Raw genomic sequence first — 23,510 nt, 5'->3', positions numbered from 1 at the left:
TTCAGGTGACGCTGCCTGGTGGCTACGTCTACTACGCGGAAGCGGGCATTGCAGTGCGCAACGTGCGTTTCAAGAACGTCTGCGTGCGCGGATGCGAAGGCGCCGTGAAGATGCGCTCCGGCGGCCCCTCTTCGATCAGCTCGCCCTGGTCGAGCACGACCACTCGGTCAGCCACCTCGCGCGCAAAGCCCATTTCGTGCGTGACGACGACCATCGTCATGCCGTCTTCCGCCAGCTCCTTCATCACCTGCAGTACTTCGCCTACGGTTTCCGGATCGAGCGCGCTGGTGGGCTCGTCAAAGAGCAGCACCTTCGGTTGCATGGCGAGCGCGCGGGCGATGGCGATGCGCTGCTGCTGGCCACCGGAAAGCTGCGACGGATAGTGATCGGCGCGATCGGCAAGACCCACGCGCGCGATCAGCGCCTTCGCTTGTTTGACCGCTTCTTCGCGCGGCATCTTCAGCACATGGATGGGCGCCTCGATCACGTTTTCCAGCGCCGTCATGTGCGGAAACAGATTGAAGCGCTGGAACACCATGCCGATATCGCGGCGCTGCCGTGCGAGTTGGCGCCCGGAATCGCGCACCAGCGTGCCGTTCGGGCGCTCGACAAAGCCGAGCAGATGGCCGTTCACGCGCACCCGCCCGCTGTCGTACGACTCGAGCAGATTGAGGCAGCGAATGAAGGTGGTTTTGCCCGACCCGGACGAGCCGATCAGCACCACCACTTCCCCTTTTGCGACGCTCAACGAAATACCGTTGAGCACCTTGGTCGCGCCGAACGAATGTGAATGTCCGACGCCTCGATGACGATTTCGCGTGCTTCGTTCATGTCAACGCTCATGTCAACGTCCTCGCAGCAGTTTCATCGTTTGCGCGCCGAACAGACGCGTATTCGCAGCCGGCTTCGCCTCGCCGCGGCCGAAGTGCGCTTCTAGCCGCCGCTGCACGAAACCCCAGAGCCTGGTGAGCGCGAGGAAGTAGATGCCGAGGACGAGATACAACTCGAACACGCGGAAGTTCACCGAAGTGATCATCTGCGTGCTGAGCAGCAGTTCCGGCACGCCGATCACGCTCACGAGCGTGGTGTTTTTCAGCATGACGTTGAACTCGTTGCCGAGCGGCGGCACGATGATGCGGAACGCTTGCGGCAGCACGACGCGGCGCATGAGCAGCACCGAAGTCATGCCGAGCGAACGCGACGCTTCGTATTGGCCTCTGTCCACCGAACTCAAGCCCGCGCGAATGATCTCCGCCTGATAAGCCGCCGAATTCATGCCGAGCGCGAGCACGGCGGCCTGAATGTTGCCCGGCAGTGAGATGATGCCGAAGTCGAGATCGTGAAAGTGAAAGATGTTCGCCGCGGCAAACGCGGTGTACAGGAACACGATCTGCATGAGCAACGGCGTGCCGCGCATGACCCAGATATAACCGCGCGCGAGATACTGCACCGGCAGGCTCGACGAAAGCCGCATGAGCGCGACGATCAGGCCGAGCGTGGCGCCGAACACGATCGCGCACGCGCTGATCGAGAACGTGAGCCACAACCCGTGCAGATACGCCGGGCTCGGGTCGAGCAGGAATTTCCGGAAGATTTCCCAGCTGAAATTCATGGCGTCACCCCGCGCTCACAGGCGATCGTTTTGGAGCTTCCAGGTGGCGAGCATTTTGCTGTAGCGATCGCTCTTCACGAGATCGGCCACGGCCTTCGCGACTGCAGGCGAAAGCGGTTCGCCCTTGCGCGCGCCGATGCCCGTCGCGATGCGATTGAAGCCCGGCACCGCTTCCTCGAACATGTCGCCCGAAACCTGCTGGAAGTGTGCGGCGCTTTCTGCCGTGGTGCCGTAGGCATCGACCTGGTTCAGACGGAAGGCCTGAAATGCATCGGCATCCGAACTATAGACAACGATGTTCATGGGCGGCTTGCCTGCGGCTTTGAGCTTGTCGTTTTCCTTGTCGAGCAGCGTACTGATAGTCGTACCGTTAAGCACCGCGACCTTCATGCCGGAGAGATCGTCGAGCGAGCGCACATGGCGCGGATTGCCGCGCGGCACCATGATCGACTGGCTCGAATACATGTAGTCGACGATGTCGATGATCTGGCGGCGCTCGGGCTTATCGAAGAGCTGGCCGATCACGAGATCGCATTGCTTCGCCTGCAGCGCGGGAATCTGCCCGCTGAAGGACATGACCTTCCACTCGACCTTGAGATTGCCGAGTTGCTTCGCGATGTCTTGCGCCACGTCGACGGAGAAACCGCGCGGCTGCTGGTTCTCGTCGTAGGACGCGAGCGGCGGCGCGTCCATGCTCGAACAGTAGGTGAGCGTGCCGCCTTTCACGAGGCCCAGATCGGCGGCATGCGCTGCTGATGCTCCGGCCACTTGTGCCAGAACCGCTAAGCCTGCGCAGGCGGCGAGACGAAGACGCTTGAACTGTTTTGCTGACATCGAGAGGCTCCTGGCTGAGAGTGAGCTGCTTCAGGTACGACGACAGTTAGGATGCCGACGCGTTATGTTCTTGACGCGGGCGATTCGAGGAACTTGATAATCTGGGGAACGGTTGATTCGAGGTGCTCGCGTAGCGCTTGCTCGGCTTGCGCGGGGTCGCGGGTGCGCAGTGCTTCGATGAGGATCTGGTGGGCGTCGCGCGCGCGTTTGCGTCGGAAGGTGGCTTGTTCGATCCACAGGCGCATGGGGCCTTCGATTAGCGTGTAGAGCGAGTGGATTTGCTGGTAGAGGCGCGTGCGGCCGCTGATTTCACACAGATATTCGTGGAACGCGCAGTGGCGTTGGACCCAGGTGTCTGTGTCGCCTACGCAGGCGTCCATGTCTTCTAGCAGGCGCTGGAGTTTGGTGAGGTGCGCTTCGGTGCAGCGGGGCGCGGCTACGCGCATGGCCAGGCATTCGAGCGCGATGCGCATGTCGAAGATGTCCTGGACTTCTTCTACTGTCAGGCCGCGGACGATTGCGCCGCGGTTGGGGCGCTGGATTATCAGGCCTTCGGTGTGGAGCCTTTTGAGCGCTGCGCGGACAGGCATGCGGCTCATTGAGAGTTCTTCGGCAACCGTTTCGGCGACGATGCGCTGGCCTGCCGCGTAGCGGCCTTCGATGATGGCCTCTAGCAGGAAGCGGTAGGCCTCTTCTTCAGCGGTTAAGGCTAGGCCGGTGGTGGTGCGGACGCTGTTGGCAGGCATTTTTGTGCGGTGCGGGAGGACGTCGCTTTTGGGTTGCTGTTGTGAGGCAGGGTACTACGAGTGGATTTGTGGATCCAGTCTTTCAAAAAAGATTTGCGGGGGGGCGGAAGGTATGAAGGCCACGAACCCTTTGGGTTCGTGGCCTTCTTCTAGTGGTGCGGGTTTGGTCTGCGGTGCGGATCAGTCTGGGGTGATCACAAGCCTTTTGTCCTCCACCGTGATTCTTACGCGTCGGCCGGCATCGAAGCCTGCGAGTTCGAGCCATCGGCCGGCTAGCTTGAGCCAGCGGTAAAGCGGCGGGTCGGTTCTTGTTCGCGAGTCAAGGCTGCGGTACCGCCAAGACTGCTGGATGGTTACTCGGCGCTCGGGATGAGCGTGCGATGCATTAAGATTGGCGTCAGCCATGGTCAACTCCTTGCATGAGTTGGGTTTGGTCAGCGGGCTGTGGGTGCTGGTAACACTCATGGCCCGCGCTTCGTTTACTGCGGCGAGACTCCTTCTACTTCCGTGCTTTCGCGAGCACGGTGTCCAGCATTTCTGAGACAAACTGCTGTTTGGTCTTGGATAGTTGTTCGACTGCAGCGATCTGCCGTTGTAGACGCGATATCGCGCTTCCCTTGCTTGATCGTCGTGGATCTGGTCTGCACAGCAACTCTTCGAAAGAGAACATCAACCGTTCCACTAACGCCGGCAACAGCGATGCCGGCACGCGCGAGCGGCCGACTTCATAGTGAGCTAGTGTTTGCTGCGCGATTCCGAGCGCCGCGGCGAATTGTTGTTGCGTCATACAGCGTGCTCTTCGCGCACTGGCTCCAGATGAGGGAGCACACGGCTGGAGATAACGCGTTAAATTCCTGAAACGCTGATCATTGTAGCGAATCCACTATCATTAAATTTGTAATTAGCTTCCACTCCAATCATTTATTAACGAGTTGTTAATCAGAATCAAATTTAATCTACGTACTTCGAATAGATTGAATAAATACACCCCTATTGACCCGCCCAATTATAGAGCACACTCCAAAGATACTGAATTTGATCACCTGGTTAGTGAGAAAATTTTTAACCATGCATATACGACGGGGCTAGATCGCTTAGTAAAAAACTACGGGCGGCGTCTCTCACAATAGGAACACGAAGAAGACGTTACCTGATCTCAATATCGTTCCTGTTTAACCGGGGTAGACTACTCGCATCGAACAAGGAGATTGCATGAGCACCATGTGGATGATTCGGGCTGAAGGCGGAAGTCTTTACGACGATTTCCGTGAGCGAGGAATCGCAGCTATCGGTTGGACTAACTTCGCGCCACACGTCAAAGCAGGCATGACTCGCGAAGAGCTAATTACCCTGTATCAATCGATCGAACCTGGAGCGAAAGTCAAAACCGCCATTTCGGGTGCATCGCAGGTCTGGCGTTTCATGAATGAAATTAAGGTCGATGATTGGGTCGTGACATATTCTCCGGCGAATCGTACTTATCTCATTGGAAAGGTAACCGGAGACGCCCAGTATCATCCGGAGTTGGCAGATTTCGGCATGACGCTCGCGCGGCCGGTGGTGTGGACGGACAAGGAGGTCGAACGAGACAGCTTGAGTGATCCGAGCAAAAATAGCCTCGGATCAACGCTTACTATCTTCGTCGTCGCAGAATTTGCGATGCAAGAACTGCTTGGCGAGGTACCGATGGCACCGCTTGCAAACAAGGCGGCGCCGAGTACAGTTCAAGCAGTTTGGAACTCGCAACTCAGGTGCGAGATCTGGTGCGCTCCTTGGGCGGAAAAGCGAATCTTCGAAGTAAGACTACGACTCACTTAGATCACTATCGCGTATCCGTCATCTTCAAAGATCGCTCACAAATCTTCTACCTTCCCCGGAAACTGGAGCGAGTCTCATCTCCGCGTACTACACACATTTACAATCGATTGACGCTGCAGTCCATCGCAGATGTTGCACCTGGGACGTGTCGGGCAATTTCGGTTAGCCATCGAGACAATTTGTACATTACTGACAACTACGTCGTGACCCACGGCATGCTGAACTAGGAATCTAAAACAAACGCCGCAACGCTGGACTCAATCTTTTTCTTGGACAGCAATGCGGCGTTCCGAGAGATGCTGGGTTAATAAAGAGCACCTTCGATTGCGGGCGTGTTCGTTCAATTTAATTCTGCACATCGCGCGCATCCCGCCGATGCATAGGTTGACCGGACAAAATAGAACGCGGCAAGGTCGATTGATGGAGTCTAAGCATGTTTACTGTTACTGCGATTGAATTAGCCGAGACTTACCAGAATAGCAAACCGACCTTTCGCATCGACAATCGAACGGCATACGAAAAACTCGTGTCCGAGGTAAACGGTGGACTTGAACTCGCATTGAAAATGATGCGACGCGGAGAGTATGTCCGAGTGGTTAGAATCATGCAGGAACCACACCAACCGCGCGAGATGTTTGAACGGCTCTTCTCTGACCTCATCGCCGCAGGCTTCTCCGTCATCTACTATAGAGCGAGAGTTATACCGGACAGCATTTCCGGCAACGGTTTGCACGGGGACTTTATTGAGATTCAAACGGTGCCTGAAGATGTCTTCAAAACGTCCTAGCTGGCATCAATGACGCGCTCATACAGTAGGCCCGCAGGCTTCTAGTCGAATCTCAGAGACAAGACCCTGGAGAAAGACATGAGCATCCACTGTCGTTCAGTCGTTTCGACGCGCGCTCCACGCCTTCGTAGGATGCAGTTTGCAATTGATTGCAACTTACTCCGCTAGCACCCAAGTGCTGCTGACTATCCAGTGTAGGCAAACATTGTTCCTAGGTTCCCGAATGTCGTTTGCAGCGATTCAAAGCATAGTAGATCTTGAGTTGAGCAGCCAACGGTTAAGTTCGGCAGTCACCACATCCGCGATTTTCTCGGGCTGCGTCCCTAGGCCGACAGGCCATCCGATTCGGGTGGCCTTAACGCGACCGACGCTGACGATACTGGGCTTCGAAAAGCTCGAATCAAAGGTGAAACCCAAGAGGGCACACTGGTCGCAGTGAAGCGCCGTTGCAAACGCAACAATTTGATTGAAGTCGTTTCGATTCCAGTCGCGATCAAAGTACTTATACTTAACGTCAGCGACCGCAAGGCTGTCACCGAACACAATGTCAGGGTTAATTGAAATCCCAGAGTCGTCGAGCAGGTGCCGACGTTTCCTGACCTGAATCGATGGCAGCCCCTCAGCAACGATGCTCCGCATCCCGTCCTCAATGATCTCCGGCGTCCGGATTAGGAAGGATGTGCCTTGTACGTGCCCAGTTGATAGCGTGACGCCGCAGCCGTCCAGAATGAGATGAGCCAACGCAAGCGGATGCATGTAGCTCTTAGATAGACGGTCTGGCTTTAGTCGACGATCAGCTGGACGCAGCGCTCCGACGGTGTCCAATCGATAGACGAGGCGCCGGGAGCGCCTCCTGACCTCGGCAGATACCCGTTCGAGACGTGCGACGCGTTCACATGTTGCACGAATGATTCGGTTGAACGGAGTGTCGATCGACAGTTCGTCGAAAACGCATGATGCGATAGGCCGTCCCTTCATTACTTCCATTGCTGTTCGGAGAGGAAGGAGTTGGCCGCGAACTTCATCGCGCTCCTCCTGAACTTCCAGATAATCGCTCCGCAGACCTAGCGTGAAAAGGCGTTCGGCCGCTTCGACGTACCACCGACAGAGAATCTCCAAGAACTCAAACCCTCGTTCGACCGATGCGATCTCGCTCGAAACGCGGGCAGCAAGTTCGGATCTTGATGCGATAAAGATGAAATGCTCCCACGGAATCTTCGGTCGCACGCGGATTCGGTACTCTCCAATTTGAACAACTCCGATGACTTCTCGGAATGTTACTTCGAACCGTCCGTCTTGTGCCCGTCGAACATCGATGACAGATCGATTCGCCGGCGGTTGCGTCTCTCCCCACCAGCGCTGGGTCGACGCGAGTTCGCGCCCAATTCTGGAAAGCAATGACGCATCGTCTTCGCTAATATCCAGCGACGATTGCCTGGACTCGACGAGTTCTAGGTCATGCACCATTTGCTGCGGGCCAGAAGCGTTCCAGGCTGAATTCTCGAGTGAACTGGGGTTGATCGAAGAAGAACTCCTCAATTAAAGGAAAGACACGGCGTGTCCAGATTTTGCGAAGCGTCTCCGCGCCCATCTCTGACCGCATGAAGAAGGTGTGTCCAATCGTATGATGCCGATCCAGTTCGCTTTCCAACATCTGGTTGAGTTGCACAAACCCATCGACAAGTCCCGGGAGAGACGGTCGGTTATTCTCATAGTACTTGCGTAGAATCTCAGGGTCTGGGCGCAGTTCAAATACGTCAAATCGCCGCCGCAATGCGACGTCAATCGATCGGATACTGCGGTCTGCGGTGTTCATCGTCGCAATAAACCGTAGATTGGCAGGAAGAAGAAAGTCCCCGGAGTACTGAAGGCGAACGGACTGCTGACGATATTCAAACAGGAACATCAGCTCTCCCAGCACTTTGGGCAGATTTGCTCGATTGGCCTCGTCAATAACGATTACATGATCTTGAGCGGGGTTGTTCAAATCCCCGCACCTTCTCATATTCTCGACGCAATCGAGGACCAATCCGTTTGTGACCTCGAAGGAGATGCCCCCGTTACGGGTCACTGGCCGGAGTCCTTCCATGAACGACTCGTAGGTATAGCTTGGGTGAAATTGAACGAAGCGAATGCATCGCGGATTGCCACGAGTCAGGTAATGTGCGAGTTGGCGCGCAACCCATGTTTTTCCAGTCCCAGGAGGGCCAGCGAGAATGATCTGTGGCGAATCAGTCCGGAGCGCAGTAATCATCTCTTGAAGACTGCTACTCGACAATCCTGTCTGCTGTGCGAGCCAATCCAATGAAATCTCGAGTAATGGTTCAGTTTTTGAATAAGAAGTGACGTCGTCGTCTCGGTCATACACGTAGCCAAAAGTATTTTGATTCAGTACGTTTTGCGCTGTTGAAAGAGATGGTGAAATGTCGAAAGCTGACACCACCATCGGCGGATCAAGAACTTCGATGCGATCGATTCGGAACCATGTCTTAAAAATTCCAGATTGCGCGTTGCTCACACGAGTCGTTCCACGCCATCTTTCATCGGTCAATTCCGGCCAAGGAGATTCAAGGCCGCCGTTTCCTCGGCTAGTTTTATATTCGGCTACTCTAAGCTTGGCACCGAGGATGCCGTTGCCGGTATAGGCATATAGATTAAACGGCGTGGAGAGCCTTGGCTGCGCTTCCTCTTTGATTGTAAAGCTCCACCAGGAGGCCCATCCTCCGTTGGATTGAATCTTTTGTTTGACCTCTTCAGCGTCATCCGCAACTGAGCGCCAAGTTCCTATCAGCGCCAAGCGCCGCTGATCTAGGATCGGCTGCGTGGCCGAGTCTCGATTGATTACGTATCCGTCGTAGGTACTAAGAAGTATTTTGAGATCCCCAAACAGCTCAGCCTCCGATGGCATCGCATCGGAGGAATAGCGCTTGGCAGCAATTGTCGAAGCTTCATAAAGCTTTCCGAGCTTACTATCCGTCTGCAGGTTAGTCTTGCCAGAGAGATCGAAGCCATGAGATGCCAGATTGGAACACTGAACACGGATCTTTCCAGCATTTTCCTGAAGCGCTTCTTTTGCCTTGGCGCCATACTCCTTCTGAGCTAACGCTACACCTTGCGCAAGTTTAAGGTAGACACCCTTTCCACCTTCTTCGAACAGGTAAACGATGTAAATACCCGCTTGAGTGGTTTCCGTTTCACGTTTGTCGAGCAAGGAAATCCAGGGGATCCGAGCAAAATCACCTTTCCCGTATGACGTTACCACGTTGATATTCGGGTGGCCAGTCAGCGTGGAAGATACTCTGATGATTCGGCCGGCCTCGTCGAAGAACTCCTTAATCTCATGGTTACCCGCATATTCAATCGATTTTCGAGCCTCGTCATATCGCTCAAGGATCAGCTTAAAGACTGAATCGAGAGTAAATTGACGAAGTCGAATTACTTCCAATTCATGTTTCTCTAGATAGTCGATCGCTTCGGGGCCACCTGAAAATTTTCCGACCGGTAGTCCGGTAGCAAGCGAAATGATCTTTTTAGGCGGATAGAGCCGCCCTTCGTATTTGAGAGCCCAGAGCTGCGACCGGTTGTTCTGCCAATCGCGCCACTCGTCGGTGGGAAGTAGGGTGCTGTCAAACTCGTTCATCGCCTCGAGAATCTTGCTTCTTTCGGCCGGGGGTATTGCCATTTCGAGACTCGCTGATCGTAGTTCATTCACGCCGGAACACATTGAAGGGACCAGGTTCTCGGCCCAGGAGCAGAATTGCTCGTTGTTCTTAACCTTGTTCTAGTGCTACGCGAACCTGTAGGAAGTGAATAGGCCTCTCGTTCATGTCGTTAAGGCTTCTTAGAATGGGGTACATGGAGGGACGGGCATTGCGTATCGAGTCAATTATTCGATAAACCCTCGTTGCCTCCTCTCCGCGTCGATCCGCTCCATTTCGCCCTGCCAGTGCTTTTCCTGGTCGGCGTCTTTGTCGGTCATGGCACGTAGCACGTTATGCATCGCTTCTTTCTTGGCTCGCATCAGGTTCGCCTTGGCTTGAAGCGTCTCAAAATCACCATAGTCCACGGGTTTATAGACACCGCCCAATACTGAGTGAGCGTAGATACTGTACATCTCGTGGGCGATGATAGCTGCGTGCTTGGGATCCATGCCTTCGCTTTCCAGCGCGAGTGCAAATTTTAGCGTGTCCATAGAACATCCTTATCGTTATAGGGCTTTCGACTGGTGCGTGGCCTTGGTGACAGCGGTGATGATTTTCGATGCGGCCGCGTAGATCAGCACGGGAAACATTAGGCCCGAGCGAACTCGAACGATGGTTGCGGTGCCCGAACAGGCGCATACTGAACCGGGCAGTTCGTGCGTTCGTCGCGCTTATCAACAACCTTAGGTAACGGCGCGCCGGCTGTCAATCGACAGTAGGCGATCGGCTCACTATCCACACAATCATGTGTTGCTACTCCGCAAGTTGTTTGCCTCGACGTTTGCATCCATGCCAAAAGAGCGTCGGTAGACCTTACAGCGCTGCACCGATATCCCGCGCGGTCGTTAGATTGCCGAACGTCACATCAAAGCCAGTGGAATCGCTGGAGTGCTGCATCGAACAGTATTTTGCAATTGATTGCAAGGTGCATGATCGATGATGGCGATGCGGTCACGTCTCAGTCGAAGTCCCGCGTGACCGCTCACATCCATTGATACCAAGAAGCTACAATTCCGTTACTGGGATTGCGTTAACAGGAAGAGCTCACTGCATGACTCACAAGATTTTCAATTGGCTAGACATCGCGGAAGACTTCTCTCAGACGTTGCTGTTGGGAAACGGAGCGAGCGTCGCGGTACATGGAGAATTCGGATACTCGGGTCTTTTCGAAGCAGCGCAAGTCCATCGCTTCATTGACGCCAGTGTCCAGGAGGTCTTCACGAAATTCGAAACGAATGATTTTGAACTCGTGCTTCGCCGACTCTGGCAGGCTAAACAGGTCAATACGGCATTGGGCATTGCCGTGAAGGAGGTTGACGAGGCGTACGCGGTGGTACGTGGCGCCCTGATTAAGACCGTCCAGAAGGTGCATGTGTCGTATGAAGACGCCAGGGAGCACTTTGAGCACATTTACAAGTTCATGCGTCGGTTCCGTACGGTTATCTCATTAAACTACGATCTAATTGTCTACTGGGCAGCCCAGTTCGGGAACGATGAACTAGGTAGCAGATATCACTTCAAGGATGGGTTCAACAAATGCGTTTTCGCAGATGACTGGGCGATGTACAGGGAAGCTTATAGTGGCATCGAGAACCCAACCATCTTCTGCTATCCGCATGGCAATATTACACTCGGCATGACGACGTCCCTCGACGAGCGGAAGCTAGTGGCGGGATCGCAAGACTTGCTCAACTCAATCATTGACGCATGGGACACTGGAACGCGTTCTCCTATTTTTGTCTCTGACGGCACCTCCAAGCAAAAGCTGGACGCCATCTTGAAGTCGGACTACCTTCGAAGCGTGTACGGTGGTCCACTGAGCGAGGTGGGTGAGTCGCTGGTCATTTATGGTTGGGGCATCGCAAAGCAAGAGGAACACATCCTTGATCGGATAGGAGCGGCTACGCCCGAACGGATCGCAGTTTCAGTCTACGACGGCATGCAAGCGTACTGTGAGCATGCCTATAGGGCTCTCTCGGATCTCGGAGTCAAAGACATACGCTTCTTCCATTCGGATAGCGACGGTGCGTGGAACAATCCGGTTTCCTCAACTTCTTTCGTCTGATTTACTCTTGTTAGCATGTTTGGATATGAAGGGCGTGGCAGCCCAGATGACCGCAAGTGGACAGTTGCAATTGCCCTGCTCCGGTCAGTAGCGCCTATGCGCTCTCAGCCAAAGCCCTTAAACCGGCTCCCGGGAATCGGCGGGAGCACCCACTGTTTCCCGACGTTTCGCCGTAACCTGTATGGGCAAAAGATAGCTGAATGCGCTGTGCGGCCTTGACTCGTTACATGCACGAACGCCCCACCGTCGAAGCAGGACCGTTTGTTCGGCCGCTCTCGACGTGCCGCGCTTCGTGTTGCACAGGACACGATTTGCAATTGATTGCAAATCGCTCCGCGTAGTTCAAAAATCAGTTCACCGGCTGGACGAACTGGACACCCGCCGGTCCGGTGATTGCCGAATGGCCAGTAAGTGTCGCTTAAAATTTCGACATACATTGCACACGAATGGCCGTTCATGTTCGCCATACAGGCGGAAGGCTATGAGCCCCCAGAATTCACACGCAATGAACGCTGCGCCAACACTCTAGCCTGGCGACCTGGCCACGAAACGAGCCTCTCTACCTCGAAGGTATCCAGGCATCTCCACTGCGAACTACCCAATATTCCATGCGCGAACCGAATTTTTCAGAGGCACAACTTCAGCAGTCGATAAATACAGCGTATATCCGCCACGTATGGGAAACGGAGGGAGACTGGATTTTTGCACATGTCCCGTCATTGATTGATGAGCATGATCTCGGGTGGGATTCCGCGTTCCACTTCCCGTGGGCAGATCATCCTGCCAATCCGGATCATGAAGGGTGCAATTTCTTCATCCAGTACAAACTGTCAGGGCAACTTACCAGTTCGGGCGCTAAGGAATGGGCAGACTGGAATGAAGAATATTTCAGGTTTAAGATCCCGCACAGCACAAAGGACGACAAGGGAAAATTCGTTGATGGCTATCATCAATGGGACCGCCTGAAAGAGCTTGCCGATCAGGGCTACCCAACGTACTACGCAACGAATTCCACCCTGAGCAAAAGTGATCTGCAAACATCGGCGCGCGCTGGAACCCTTCTCGATGAGACTCCACTGCTGGACGTGCGCGGAGTCCACGCTAGTCACAAGCACGTTACCTTTACAGCGAAATCAAATTTTTTCCTGCTTCACAGCGAAGTGGAACGGTCCCCGAAGAACTCCTTTCGGGGTGTGGTGCAGACGATTTTGGAGGAGAAATCCTCATCGTTTGAAAGTTCGACAAAGGCGATCATCGCTTCCCTCAGTCAAATGAGTGAACGCAACGAAGAATGGCGTAGCGATATTTCGAGAATCATACAACTCGCGCAAGACAACCAAGCGCGTCCCCAGCGGGTCTGGCGCCAATACATGCACCTAACCTCATTTGTCTTCAGGCATATTGGCGCCGTGTTGCTCTGGTTTCCAGACAACCGATAGGCGAGCTTCTTAGTTGTGGCAACTGAACCTTCTTGAGCCACGGTAAAGGCGGCACGAGGCAAACCAGTCACGTCTGCGCCATCGGTCGGCGATGTACCACGAGTCGGGGCGGTGGTCCCCGGTTCAACGTCGCGCCACGCCGCTCTTTGCTCGACGACGCCGGCATGAACGGTGCGACGACGATCGCCCAAACTGCGGCCGCAAAGATTACATGAACAGAGTGTCGAGGACGCTTCTTGCACTGCCTGCCAGCGAGGACGTCACTGTCGATAGGTCAGTTCGAAATCGCACCGCGGTAATGCGCGGGTCGCTCGGTTGCTGAAGTGCCGGAATATCTCCCATCGCATAGACCGCGAGATTGCGAGCGGCATACGAAGCGTCAAATGTGCGGTCCAAGCGCTCAGAGAAGTCATCTCCGAGAGACGCTGCGACGTTTTCCCAGAGCTTTTGACGCAAGCCCGGCTCGGTCGCGACGCTGGCCTCAATTTCGTTGCCCAGGTCGATAACGCCAACGCCGCCACCTTGTGCTTGAAGCAGGACGGAGGCGACGTACCCTGACCCACCCAACGGAGACTGCAATTGCTCCAACGCAAATTCGTGCTGACGCAATTCATTGGCCGTAGCCTTCACTTCGAGACATCCCGACGGCCAAGAGAAGTCGAACCGCTCGAACTGGTCGGCGTGCCACGCACGCAGGGCCTGAGCTACGTTCTTGCTCTTGGCAATGATGAATAGCTCTGCCCACAGGCCGGTTACCTCACGGCTGCTCGGCCGACTGAGTGCGCGAAAAAGATCCAAGAGCGACCGTACGCAATGTTGAAGATCCGAAGTGCCGGCCACGACGGGCAACTGTTCGACGGCCGCTGCGAGACATCGGATGAACACTTCATGAAGTTCAGGAACGCTGGCGTCGCAGGAAACGACCGCGAACTGGTTCTCGATTGCACCGCCGCCCGTGGTTACACGGCACGTGCTGTGGAACTGGACGGAGACGTACTTGAGTTCGATGGCCGGCGAGTAAATCGTCGGACTCGAATCTTGCAGTAAGAAGACCGGACCGCCGTCGCTGGCCTTCGCGAGGAAGTCGGTCCGCCCCCCCGGCAACGGAAAGGCAGTGAAGTCAACGGCCGAAGGCGCGGGCGGCAGCGCCCGGAAAGTGGTGATGAGGCTCAACTCACTTCCTCGCCTCAATTAGGAGCGCCTTGCGCAGTTTCGACGGCACATTTAGGGCAAACCAAGTCACGTCCTTCACGTCGGCGGTGCTCGGGTCTCGCTGATGTTTACCCAAGTTGAACCTGCGTAGCTGTAGGCTGATGCGGTCTTTGAAGCAGTGTTTGCTGTCGTTCACCGTACCCGCACTCTGGCTAAAGTACTGATTGATGGGCGCATAACGATTAGCGGCCGGCAACCCATGGCCGGCAACTCGGGTGCGATAGCCCTCTTGAAGCCGGTTCATCAAAAAAACGTCGACCTTGAGGGTGCTGTCGGCAGCGAGCATCGAGGCCAGCGCAATGAGCATCGCACTGTGCTCTTCAGCATCTCTTGCATTGCGAACACGCACCTCGAGGAGAAAGTCTTCAAGGACCGCCCTCAAAGGCACCGCCTCAATCACATCGTGCGGCGAACTTGATATACCTGTGAGCAGCGTAGCTGCATTGACGGGTTGCCCATAGGCCTGCGTCCATTTCGGCACCACCACCGCAAGGAGCTTTCGGTTGGCCTCTGCCGCGTTGTCGTCGTTTTGCAGGGCATCCGGCACGAGCCAGCCATTGACAGGAATTCGGCGTGTACCCAAGCCGACGACATTAGCCCGCGTCGGCTTCAGGAGTTCTGTGAGAATGAAGTCACGTCGCCAGTCAGAGAGAGGTTTGCCTCGGTTGCCGGCCAGCGCGCTTCGGACAAACTCCTCATGCTCGATGTATTCGGTGAAAGCCGCTTTGACGGTCGCTTGAACGTAGACACGACACAGCCCGAGGTAAGGCGCCTTGTAACCAAAAAATCGAGCTCGCTGCTGCAGCGTATCTGCAGCGGGCGAAGTTCCCAGCGGGCGCGGCATGTAGGTCGTACACAGTCCTTCAACCGTGTATCCGCGGTCGAGCTTTGCGCCACCTACGAGTACCCAATAGCGGGTGGTTTTCCACTTGACTTTCGCTTCAGCGTCCTTTGTGCCGTTGATTTCGACGATGTCGAGTTCGTCGAACACCTCATCCACAAGTTCTGCGACCAGTTCGGACAGCGGTCGAATGTCAGGGAAGGTCTTGGCCAGAGAGTCGTACTCACTCTTGAAGAGCGCTTCGGCTGCGGCCGGATTGCTGGCGTGGAGTTGCTCCAATGTCGCCTTGAGGGTCTTCCGTGCCTTGTCGAGCCACGCCTTATACTGTTTGTGCGATCTAGTGGCGACCGCTGGATGGACCATCATCGAACGGTTCCGGTCCTTTGGCTTTGGTCCTCGCTGGCGCGTAAGTGAATGATGCGCTGCCACCAGCAAGAACGACCTAAACGACTCAAGCAGAGTCTTCGGCGGACTGGTAAGGGCACGCGTCGGCGTAGGTACCTGCGTCAACGGGATGTCGACGATTAGGCCAGGGTCACCCTTGAAGAACTCCTTGCCGCCCGTGTACGCATCTCCTGGCGTGACCAGTTCGGCGAAGTTCGGATTAAGGAAATCTGTTTGCGCTAGCAGCAACATTGCCTGCGGCGTAGCGGTGTACTGAAGGTATGAGTGATGGGGTAAGACCGCCCGCAGCTTCAAGATAGACTTGTAAGTGGTGCTAATGTCGGTAATTGCTGCCAGTCCCGCTTTGATTCGAGCCGCCTTGGTGTTCAGGCTCGCTTGGTCGCTCTCGTCGTCGATGATAAGGCTGGGTACGCCTTCCAACTTAACGCTCTTCAGCACCGTGGCAAGCTTCTCGAGCCAACCGCCATGCTTGAGAACCGTGATGAGAAGGGCCTTCTTCGTGGGCTTCCTCTGCCATGCGGCGACTTTGGTCTCTATCTGCGACTTTTGCGTCGATGTCGGGTTGTGCAGGTGATACCAATGGTCGTCACCGTCGTCAATGCCGAAGTCCTTCTTGAGACGCTCCTCCGATTGGTCAAGAAGGTTATTCTTCGTGCCCGCCAGTACGATGACGACGCCATACCCGTTATCGCGTGCCAAGGCAATGACAGTCTCGAAGGACAGCGTCTTGCCGCTCTGCACGTACCCGACGACCAAGCCGGTTTCAGCGTTGCCCGTCTCCGTTGGCGGAAGACACCGCCCAAGAATTCGCTGCGCTTCCTGTAGAACCGACTCTGGACCTTCTGTCAGGTCGTCATAGCTCGGTCCGTTAGGGTCGCGAGACTTGCTTTCAAGGAAAGAGCGCGTGAATTCCCGTTGCTCAGGCACCCAACGGAGGGGCGGTTTGATCGTTCTAAGCACTTGGATTGAGGCGGTCATCGTTGTTTAGCGCGGCATGACTCAACGCACCACGCATCAGCTGGTTGAAATGGTGTAGTACTACCTCAGGGGCGACCGCCGTGTGGTCCTCTGCAAGGACCAACGAGATGCAAATTGCCGTGGCAACTCGCAGAAACAACTCTACATTCTCGTTGTGCGCTCCGAGAAATTCGCTAGAAAACGGGTGCGCAAGAGCGAGTTCGACGATCAGTCGTCGCGTGTCGTCCAGATCGCCGGGCTGAGGGTCCTGCTTGGCCAGTGACACCCAGTCCTCACGCGCCGGGTCCACGGTCGTGCGGATCGTGATGATCCAATCCCAGAGGCCGTCATTGACACACACGCTACGCTCAGATGCTTGCAGCGCACTGGGAACCAGCGTCCGAGGCAAAGGCAACGCATCAGTCGGGTTTTCCTTGGCTTCGACGAGGACCGGCGCGACGTCCTTTTCGATGTAGTCAACCACAGAGGCCGTGGCCGCTGCAGCTCTTGCCTCGATACTCTTCTTCGAAGGCAGCGCGCGGTAATTCTCTGCCTGCGCCAGCAGGTCCAATGGCCCAGCCTCCAACTGCGCCTTCAGAAATTCAAGAAAAACGTCTTCGTACTCTTCCCACCGGAAGCCGTCCTTCGTGTGGCTGACCTCGAAGCCTTCGACGTGCAACTCACCAAACAGGCGTTGATAAGGGTAGCTGTTAGTCTGCTTGAAAATGAAGCTCGGACGGTAGGTCTCGTCGTGACTCCCTTCGATGAGGCGGTCGCGCCGGAAAAGCGCGAAGCCGGCGAATGGAGTCGAGCCTGTTTCACGCAATGCAGCAAAACCGGTCACGCGCTGCCCTTTGCCAAAGTCCAGTGCGATATCCTTGCGCCATTCGACGGGGTTCGCGTCAGCCCCCTGAGCCGGCACGCCGGGCGCGATGTACTTTTGCGCCTTAAGGATGGGAGGCGAGGCATACGTTAGCTGCTCATTGTTGAACCTCAGCGTCATCCGGCCATCTCTCAGGAACATCCGGTAGATGCTCGCCAAATGGTCTTTGATTTTCCCGAGCGTGCGACCTTGGGGGACGTGATGCAGACCGCGCAGAGTGACGACGGTATAGTGAGCCGAAGGGCTGCCGACGTCGCGAGCCTCTGTATTTAGGCTCTCGATCTTGTTGTCGACGATGTGGCGAATGTCGAAATGAATCGTTCGCTCGAGCTCCTCTCCGGCGGCCTTAGTGCGAACGCTCCACCTCTCGGCAAACCAGCAGGCTGCACTCTTCATGCCCATGCCGAACTCCGACAAGCCAGTCCGGTCCGTTGGCACCTGTGCAGCTCGGAAAGCTCGGGGGAAGTCCGCAGTGGAGATACCCGCGGCGTTGTCGGAAACGACGATGAGGCCGGGACCGTTGGTGTCGATACGAACATCTACCTCGAGGCGGAAATCGGGGCCGTTTATAGCCTCTAGAGCCTCGCGGTTAGCCAGGTAACTCTGCAGCGCGTTGTCGATGAATTCCGCGATAGCAAACCAGGCCTTGTAGTTCAGGTGCCGGAGCACCGAAAGCATCGTGACCTCAGGCCGAATTTCAATCGGCCCGATGAGTTGAGCGCCAGGCACCGATCCCATTAGACTGCGACCGCCTCAGACTGGCGGCGTTTATCGCTGCCTTTAGGTGCCGGCTGAACCGCCAAAAGCGCCCGCGCCACCGTCTCCACGACATTGGAGTTCACGGCATTGCCCAACGCTGCGAAGGCCCGGCTTGCGCTCTTGGGGAGCTCTTTGAGACTATCCAGGCTTTGCAGGCGTGCACATTCGACCGGGGTCATATATCGCCTCTGCCAACCGATGATGGGCACCTGCGTGTCCGTCATCGCAATCAGACTCGGAGCGGTGGTGCGCCGCTTGACGCGCACACCCGATGCACGAAATTGTATGACGTAATCCCAGATATTACGCTTGCCGCCTTTAACGTTCCATTCGAATTTCTGCAGACTCGACGGGAATTTCAGAACCTTGGGCAGCCAGGGATCAATCCACGACTTGTTGTCTTCGTAGAACTGGCGATTCTGTCGAATGAAATCCTGCTTCCACTTCGGGAAGGCCTTATCCGCTGTTCGCGCGTGACTGGGCAAAGCGTTCCAACGTCCGTCAAGCGATTTCAATGTGCCAACCTTGACGCCATGACTGCCCTTAAAGCCCTTCAGGCCATCCATACCGTACAACTTCTTCAGCGCATGCGGTGTAGTCGTCTCATACGGATAGGTCGCGCCCCACTCCATCGACCACAAAGGGAACGACGGCAACTCCACATCTTTCGGGGAAGCCTTCAGAAACTCATCCCAGACTTCAAGGCACTCCTTAACCTGCGCTGACAGTTGCTTCGCGTCAGAGGGCTTGTTGTCGAGCACGGTATCAATATTGGTCTCTGTGTTGTTGATCTCCGGCCAAACGAAGCCGTCGAGGGGCAACAAAGAGCCCACGATGTACACGCGCTCGCGAATCTGCGGGATGCCGAAATGGTGAGGCGACAGTCGCTGGGCACGAATGTTGTAGCCAAGACCGCCTTCGCCGGTGCCCAGAATCTTTTGGATTTCCTCCCACGTGCGGCCCTTGTCGTGCTTGAGCAGGTTCGGCACGTTCTCGAGGATGAAGAAGGTCGGCTTTTTTTCCTTGAGAATCGCGGCGACGTTAAAGAACAAGTTACCCTGCTCCGTGCACTCGAAGCCAAGCTGCTCCCCCGCCTTGGAGAAGGGCTGACAAGGAAAGCCCGCCGTAAGGACGTCGTGGTCCGGAACATCCCAAGGGTGGACTTGAGTGATATCGCCGGCAGGCTTTAGCCCGTGGTTGGTCTCGTAGAGTTCGCGCAGGTGTTCTTTCCACTCAGCGGCGAATACGCACTGGCCGCCCATGCGAGCGAGCGCCAGATGGAAGCCACCCAGGCCGGCAAAGAGATCAATAAATCGGAATGCTTGCATGTCTGCCGCGCGTCGTTATTCGTTCTTCGAGTAGCGATGACACTTAAACGCCACCCCGCTGGCTCTCCCCAATGAAACGTCGGTCTGTAACCATCTAGGCATTGATCCGAGCAAAGGGAGGTGTGTACGTATATACAGTATTGTAGCTGCCCAAGTCAACGGGTGTCGCCAAGGTGACCTGACCCGCCATTCACGGCGCCACTGTCTTGCAATCAATTGCACCGAGCGCCGACTGGCATTTTGCAATTGATTGCAAGGTGAACACGTGCCCGTTCGCCATCGCCGCGTACGTGCCATTCGTTTCGACGCTCGTGAAATTTCTTTTGACGAATACGACTACAGTGGTAGCGCAGTCGCTTCGACGACTCGCTGAACACCGTGCTCAAGCTCGCCAAGGCGGACGAGATGCCGGACCCGACCGTGCTGATGATCCCGAACGCCTACGTGGCGCACGGCGGCGCGACCAAGGGCATCCCGGCGTGGGAAGTGCAGGCGCTGTACGACATCCTGCTTGACCGCCACGCGCGCAACCGCCCCACCGTCATGTTCATCGAAGACATGGCAGGCATGGCCCAGTCGTTCGGCAAGGTGTTCGCCGAGCACATTCGCGGCCACTACAGAATCGTCTAAGGCACCCGGCACACAGAGGCCGGGGCTTTCCTATACGGACCATTGGGTATAAGCATGTCAACTTTTCAACTGGGGTTGAAGGCCGTTCGACGCCTGTGTGAGGACAAGAATCCTCTTCTGTGGCACAAGGCGAAACTGTCGGATGTCCTGTTCAACGGCGATTACGAGATGGAAGTGTTCGGGTGGGTCAACCACCACGTCAACTCGTACAAGAAGCTGCCCGCCATTGAAACCCTCATCTCGAAGTTCCCCGAATTGAAGGACGTTCCGACACCGGAGCCGTCCAAGTATTATCTCGACCTGCTGGACAACCGGTTCGTCTACGGCCAGATCGACAGCGCGAACATCGAGTCACAAGGGATTCTGGCGAAAGACCCGAAGGCGGTGGACGCCGCCCTCGCGCGGATGAGGCTGTGCCTCGACGCGACCACGCGCCAGAAGCTGCGCATGCAGATCATGGACCTCGGGAACGAAGCCCCGCTGATGGTCCTGAACGAGTATCACAAGATCAACGCGAAGGAAACGCTGATCGACTTCGGGTGGCCCTCGCTGGATACGATGGTCAACACCCTCATGCCCGGCGACGTGGTGTCATTCGTGGGCAGACCTGCATCAGGCAAGCGGCTGCGCACGCATACCCCGGACTTCAGCAAGAAAGTACTGGGTAAGCTGATGAGTCGTTACCACAAGGTCAACGCCTAGGAGACCTCTATCCGCATGGTGCGGCCCAAGCTGGACGACATGAGCGCCCCCCCAAACCCGGCGACTTGGCGTCTATCGTCGACAGACCTATCGACCTTAACGTTGAATGACTCCGTCGCGTGACTGACCACCCTAATATTGATTATCCGGCCCCGGTCCGCAGCCTTTTAACTCGTCCAGATAGTCAGCCCATCGCTGCATCATTGCTACGCGATCGTCGATAAACTTTGTTCGGTTATAAGCCGTACCTAGTGCATCGGGCACCTTGTGCGCGAGTTGGTGCTCAATGACCTCGCTAGGAAAGCGTAGGCGCTCATGAAGGATCGTACGAGCCATAGCCCGAAAGCCATGTCCGGTTATTTCCGTCTTAGTATCGAATCCCATCCGCCTGAGGGCCGCATTGATCGCAGCCCCGCTCATCGGTTTTTTTGCATCGCGTCCAGGGAAAACGAAATCTCGCCGCCCCGTCAACGCTTGAAGTTCGCGCAGTATGGTCACCGCCTGACGGGCAAGCGGCACCAAGTGCTCTGTTTTGGTCTTGGTGACCGTATAGCACCACTGCGCCCTTTCTAGATCGAACTGCTCCCATCTTGCCATTCGCAATTCGCCAGGTCTTACGAACAGTAGCGGAGCCAGCCGCAGTGCACACTGGACGATAAAAGTCCCTTGAAAGGCATCCAGTGCGCGCAAAAGACCCGCCACTTCGGATGGTTCTGTTACTGATGCAAAATGGGTGTGACGAGCCGGAGGAAGGGCCCCTCTCAAGTCTGCACTGACATCGCGCTCCGCCCGCCCGGTCGCGACAGCGTAGCGAAAGACCTGCCCGCAGTTCTGATGAACTCGATGGGCTGTATCCAGGGCACCGCGCTCTTCGACTCTGCGCAGGATCGCCAGTACTTCAGGCGCCTTGATTTCAGCAATTGGCCTAGAGCCTAGCCAAGGAAATACGTCATTTTCAAGGCGCGCGATTATCTTGTCGGCATGGCTAGCCGCCCAAATCGGCGCTTGCCTTGCAAACCATTCGCGGGCAACCGTCTCGAAGCTGTTAGCGGCACGCTCAACACCTGAAGCCTTCTGCACCTTCCGCTCAAAACTAGGGTCAATTCCCCTATCGAGCAGCCGCCGGGCTTCGTCACGACGCGACCTTGCCTCTTTCGCGCTGACCTCCGGATAGACACCTAAGGCCAAGCGTTTTTCTTTTCCGTTAAATCGGTATTTGAGTCTCCAGTACTTTCCACCCGCCGAAGACACTTCAAGGTACATACCTGCGCCATCCGCCAAGCGGTAGGCCTTCTCGCGTGGGCGAGCGTTTCTGATCTCGATGTCGGTAAGGGGCATTATGTTCTCCGTGGGGGCATCAATGAGCAAGACATCTGAAGTGCCCCCTAAAGTGCCCCCTAGTGCCCCCGTATGTGACCGGATAGAACCGGACTGAAGCACAAACAAAAAACCCCGCAAGCCTTACTGGCTGCGGGGTTTGCGTACCTTCCCAAAACTGCTCGGATATATTCTTGGTGGAGCGGAGGAGGATCGAACTCCCGACCTTCGCATTGCGAACGCGACGCTCTCCCAGCTGAGCTACCGCCCCAACGAACTACCGATTCTACCCACACAAAATCAGTTTTGCCAAGCGTCAAATTTGACCCCAAGCAAACCTCACTTCGACGGCGCTCCAGCAAGCACCCAAGCCACGACGGACTGAACATCGGCAGCGCTCATCCCAGGATGAGAGGGCATGGGGATAGCCCCCCAAACCCCAGCTCCACCGTCGCGCACCTTCTTCTCCAGCTTGGCCTGGGCCGCAGCGTCGCCCTTGTATTTCGCAGCGACGTCCTTAAACGAAGGCCCGACAAGCTTGCGATCCACCGCATGGCAGCCCATGCAAGCATTAGCCTGAGCCACCCTCAACCCATCCGAGGCAACAGCAGCAAACGCCGGCGAAGCGATTCCAAACCCGACCCCAGCAACCACCGCCGCCGCAACAAAACCACCGACAAACCGCCCCATCACAAAGCCCCCGCATTCCCCGGCCGCGTAGCCGAAGAATTCGTCACCGGCGCGGGCGCCTGGTGCTCAATAGGCTGCGAGGTCACACCCGAGTCCGGCACCGCCCCCACCATCGGCGCCTCGGCAGCAGGCGCCGCCGCCGGCGCACTGGCCGCAGCCGCCGTCGCCACCGCGGCCTGCTGCGCATCGATGTACTGATAACACTTCACGACCTGCGTCACGCCCATCACGCCAGCGGTCGCGTTGGCGGCGATATTGCCTTCATCGGGCGTAACGAGCCCCATCAGATAGACCGTGCCGCGCTCGCTCACCACCTTGAAGTTGTTCGCGGAGATGTCCTTATACGCAATCAGCTCCGCCTTCACGCGTCCTTCAAGGTACGAATCATTCGCGCGCGACGAGAACGAGCTAGCCGGCTGCACCGCCAGTTCGTTGACGATCGAACCCACATTCGTCACGGCGCGCACAATGCCCTCGGCCTTCTGCTTCGAAGCGTCGTCGGGCACCTCACCCGTGAGCAGCACGCGCTGGTTGAACACCGCCACGTTCACGTGCGCCGTATCGGGCAGCTGCTTGCCGAGATCGGCCAGCGCCTTCACCTGGATCTCACGGTCCTCGGTTTGCGAGCCCACCGTACGTCGGTCGGTTGCCACCAGCGCCGTGCCGCCCGCCGCGCCCGCCAGCGCCAGGAAGCAGCCCTGCAGGCTTGCGCAGAGCGAGGCTGCGAAGCCGATCGTCAGCGTGGTCCGTGCCAGCGCGCGCGTCATGCCGTATCTGCTCATCA

At 56.3% G+C, this 23,510-nt stretch carries 22 protein-coding genes and 1 tRNA gene; 6 read left to right on the top strand and 17 right to left on the bottom strand.

The window, feature by feature from the left end; genetic code table 11:
• Window positions 1-31 precede the first annotated feature (31 nt).
• From FAZ97_RS00735 to FAZ97_RS00710, 6 genes are all read right to left on the bottom strand, one after another.
• Entirely contained in the window at window positions 32-748 is a 717-nt protein-coding gene (locus tag FAZ97_RS00735) for an amino acid ABC transporter ATP-binding protein (RefSeq protein ID WP_325073218.1), read from the bottom strand.
• Between the two features lie 96 nt (window positions 749-844).
• On the bottom strand, window positions 845-1,612 hold the full coding sequence (locus tag FAZ97_RS00730; protein WP_158756733.1) for an amino acid ABC transporter permease: 768 nt from the start codon (window positions 1,610-1,612) through the stop codon (window positions 845-847).
• 15 nt (window positions 1,613-1,627) lie between these two features.
• Window positions 1,628-2,446 (bottom strand): ABC transporter substrate-binding protein, encoded by an 819-nt coding sequence (locus FAZ97_RS00725; RefSeq protein WP_158756732.1) that lies wholly within the window; start codon window positions 2,444-2,446, stop codon window positions 1,628-1,630.
• A 62-nt stretch (window positions 2,447-2,508) separates the two neighbouring features.
• On the bottom strand, window positions 2,509-3,192 hold the full coding sequence (locus tag FAZ97_RS00720; protein ID WP_158756731.1) for a GntR family transcriptional regulator: 684 nt from the start codon (window positions 3,190-3,192) through the stop codon (window positions 2,509-2,511).
• A 180-nt stretch (window positions 3,193-3,372) separates the two neighbouring features.
• On the bottom strand, window positions 3,373-3,597 hold the full coding sequence (locus tag FAZ97_RS00715) for a SymE family type I addiction module toxin (RefSeq protein WP_158756730.1): 225 nt from the start codon (window positions 3,595-3,597) through the stop codon (window positions 3,373-3,375).
• Between the two features lie 94 nt (window positions 3,598-3,691).
• On the bottom strand, window positions 3,692-3,979 hold the full coding sequence (locus FAZ97_RS00710) for a helix-turn-helix domain-containing protein (RefSeq protein WP_158756729.1): 288 nt from the start codon (window positions 3,977-3,979) through the stop codon (window positions 3,692-3,694).
• A gap of 425 nt (window positions 3,980-4,404) precedes the next feature.
• Between FAZ97_RS00710 and FAZ97_RS00705 the strand changes: the two genes are divergently transcribed.
• Both FAZ97_RS00705 and FAZ97_RS00700 read left to right on the top strand, forming a co-directional pair.
• A complete protein-coding gene (locus FAZ97_RS00705; RefSeq protein ID WP_158756728.1) occupies window positions 4,405-5,010 on the top strand; it encodes a restriction endonuclease in 606 nt (201 codons plus the stop codon).
• Between the two features lie 433 nt (window positions 5,011-5,443).
• Complete coding sequence (locus FAZ97_RS00700) at window positions 5,444-5,797, top strand: hypothetical protein (RefSeq protein WP_158756727.1); 354 nt, start codon at window positions 5,444-5,446, stop codon at window positions 5,795-5,797.
• A gap of 240 nt (window positions 5,798-6,037) precedes the next feature.
• On the opposite strand, the gene FAZ97_RS00695 is transcribed toward FAZ97_RS00700, so the two are convergent.
• From FAZ97_RS00695 to FAZ97_RS00685, 3 genes are all read right to left on the bottom strand, one after another.
• Window positions 6,038-7,264 carry an McrC family protein gene (locus FAZ97_RS00695; RefSeq protein WP_158756726.1) on the bottom strand — a complete coding sequence of 409 codons (1,227 nt, stop codon included), beginning with the start codon at window positions 7,262-7,264 and terminating at the stop codon, window positions 6,038-6,040.
• Window positions 7,254-9,479 carry an MrcB family domain-containing protein gene (locus FAZ97_RS00690; protein WP_158756725.1) on the bottom strand — a complete coding sequence of 742 codons (2,226 nt, stop codon included), beginning with the start codon at window positions 9,477-9,479 and terminating at the stop codon, window positions 7,254-7,256. The genes FAZ97_RS00695 and FAZ97_RS00690 overlap by 11 nt, the downstream gene beginning before the upstream one ends.
• A 204-nt stretch (window positions 9,480-9,683) precedes the next feature.
• A complete protein-coding gene (locus FAZ97_RS00685) occupies window positions 9,684-9,989 on the bottom strand; it encodes a hypothetical protein (protein ID WP_158756724.1) in 306 nt (101 codons plus the stop codon).
• A gap of 560 nt (window positions 9,990-10,549) precedes the next feature.
• On the opposite strand from FAZ97_RS00685, the gene FAZ97_RS00680 reads away from it, so the two are divergent.
• Together FAZ97_RS00680 and FAZ97_RS00675 are read left to right on the top strand one after the other, a co-directional pair.
• Window positions 10,550-11,563: a DUF4917 family protein gene (locus FAZ97_RS00680; protein WP_158756723.1), complete on the top strand. Its 1,014-nt coding sequence runs from the start codon at window positions 10,550-10,552 to the stop codon at window positions 11,561-11,563.
• Window positions 11,564-12,171: 608 nt separating this feature from the next.
• The gene (locus tag FAZ97_RS00675; protein WP_158756722.1) at window positions 12,172-13,002 is read left to right on the top strand and encodes a hypothetical protein; all 831 of its coding nucleotides are present in this window, start codon (window positions 12,172-12,174) and stop codon (window positions 13,000-13,002) included.
• 207 nt (window positions 13,003-13,209) lie between these two features.
• On the opposite strand, the gene FAZ97_RS00670 is transcribed toward FAZ97_RS00675, so the two are convergent.
• Genes FAZ97_RS00670 through dcm form a run of 4 tightly spaced genes read right to left on the bottom strand, consistent with a single transcriptional unit; the run spans window position 13,210 to window position 19,387 of the window.
• A complete protein-coding gene (locus FAZ97_RS00670) occupies window positions 13,210-14,175 on the bottom strand; it encodes a PD-(D/E)XK motif protein (protein WP_158756721.1) in 966 nt (321 codons plus the stop codon).
• Between the two features lies 1 nt (window position 14,176).
• The gene (locus FAZ97_RS00665; RefSeq protein WP_158756720.1) at window positions 14,177-16,438 is read right to left on the bottom strand and encodes a Z1 domain-containing protein; all 2,262 of its coding nucleotides are present in this window, start codon (window positions 16,436-16,438) and stop codon (window positions 14,177-14,179) included.
• On the bottom strand, window positions 16,413-17,978 hold the full coding sequence (locus FAZ97_RS00660; protein ID WP_233271599.1) for an ATP-binding protein: 1,566 nt from the start codon (window positions 17,976-17,978) through the stop codon (window positions 16,413-16,415). The genes FAZ97_RS00665 and FAZ97_RS00660 overlap by 26 nt, the downstream gene beginning before the upstream one ends.
• A 59-nt stretch (window positions 17,979-18,037) precedes the next feature.
• Window positions 18,038-19,387, bottom strand: a complete 1,350-nt coding sequence (gene dcm, locus FAZ97_RS00655) for a DNA (cytosine-5-)-methyltransferase (protein ID WP_158756718.1) — start codon at window positions 19,385-19,387, stop codon at window positions 18,038-18,040.
• Window positions 19,388-19,765: 378 nt separating this feature from the next.
• Here dcm and FAZ97_RS00650 point away from each other — a divergent pair, with 378 nt between their 5' ends.
• Together FAZ97_RS00650 and FAZ97_RS00645 are read left to right on the top strand one after the other, a co-directional pair.
• Window positions 19,766-20,017 carry a hypothetical protein gene (locus tag FAZ97_RS00650; protein ID WP_158756717.1) on the top strand — a complete coding sequence of 84 codons (252 nt, stop codon included), beginning with the start codon at window positions 19,766-19,768 and terminating at the stop codon, window positions 20,015-20,017.
• A 54-nt stretch (window positions 20,018-20,071) separates the two neighbouring features.
• The gene (locus tag FAZ97_RS00645; protein ID WP_158756716.1) at window positions 20,072-20,719 is read left to right on the top strand and encodes a hypothetical protein; all 648 of its coding nucleotides are present in this window, start codon (window positions 20,072-20,074) and stop codon (window positions 20,717-20,719) included.
• A gap of 132 nt (window positions 20,720-20,851) precedes the next feature.
• On the opposite strand, the gene FAZ97_RS00640 is transcribed toward FAZ97_RS00645, so the two are convergent.
• The 4 genes from FAZ97_RS00640 to FAZ97_RS00625 form a co-directional block, all read right to left on the bottom strand.
• The gene (locus tag FAZ97_RS00640) at window positions 20,852-22,057 is read right to left on the bottom strand and encodes a tyrosine-type recombinase/integrase (protein ID WP_158756715.1); all 1,206 of its coding nucleotides are present in this window, start codon (window positions 22,055-22,057) and stop codon (window positions 20,852-20,854) included.
• 174 nt (window positions 22,058-22,231) lie between these two features.
• Window positions 22,232-22,307 (bottom strand) — tRNA-Ala (locus FAZ97_RS00635).
• 68 nt (window positions 22,308-22,375) lie between these two features.
• A complete protein-coding gene (locus FAZ97_RS00630) occupies window positions 22,376-22,726 on the bottom strand; it encodes a c-type cytochrome (protein WP_158756714.1) in 351 nt (116 codons plus the stop codon).
• Window positions 22,726-23,508, bottom strand: a complete 783-nt coding sequence (locus FAZ97_RS00625) for a BON domain-containing protein (RefSeq protein WP_158756713.1) — start codon at window positions 23,506-23,508, stop codon at window positions 22,726-22,728. Before FAZ97_RS00625 ends, FAZ97_RS00630 begins: the two co-directional genes overlap by 1 nt.
• Window positions 23,509-23,510: the final 2 nt, after the last annotated feature.

The organism is Paraburkholderia acidiphila, from assembly GCF_009789655.1.
Lineage (GTDB): Bacteria > Pseudomonadota > Gammaproteobacteria > Burkholderiales > Burkholderiaceae > Paraburkholderia > Paraburkholderia acidiphila.
Note: the sequence above shows the minus strand (reverse complement) of the source record. Positions and strands in the feature narration are given on the sequence as shown.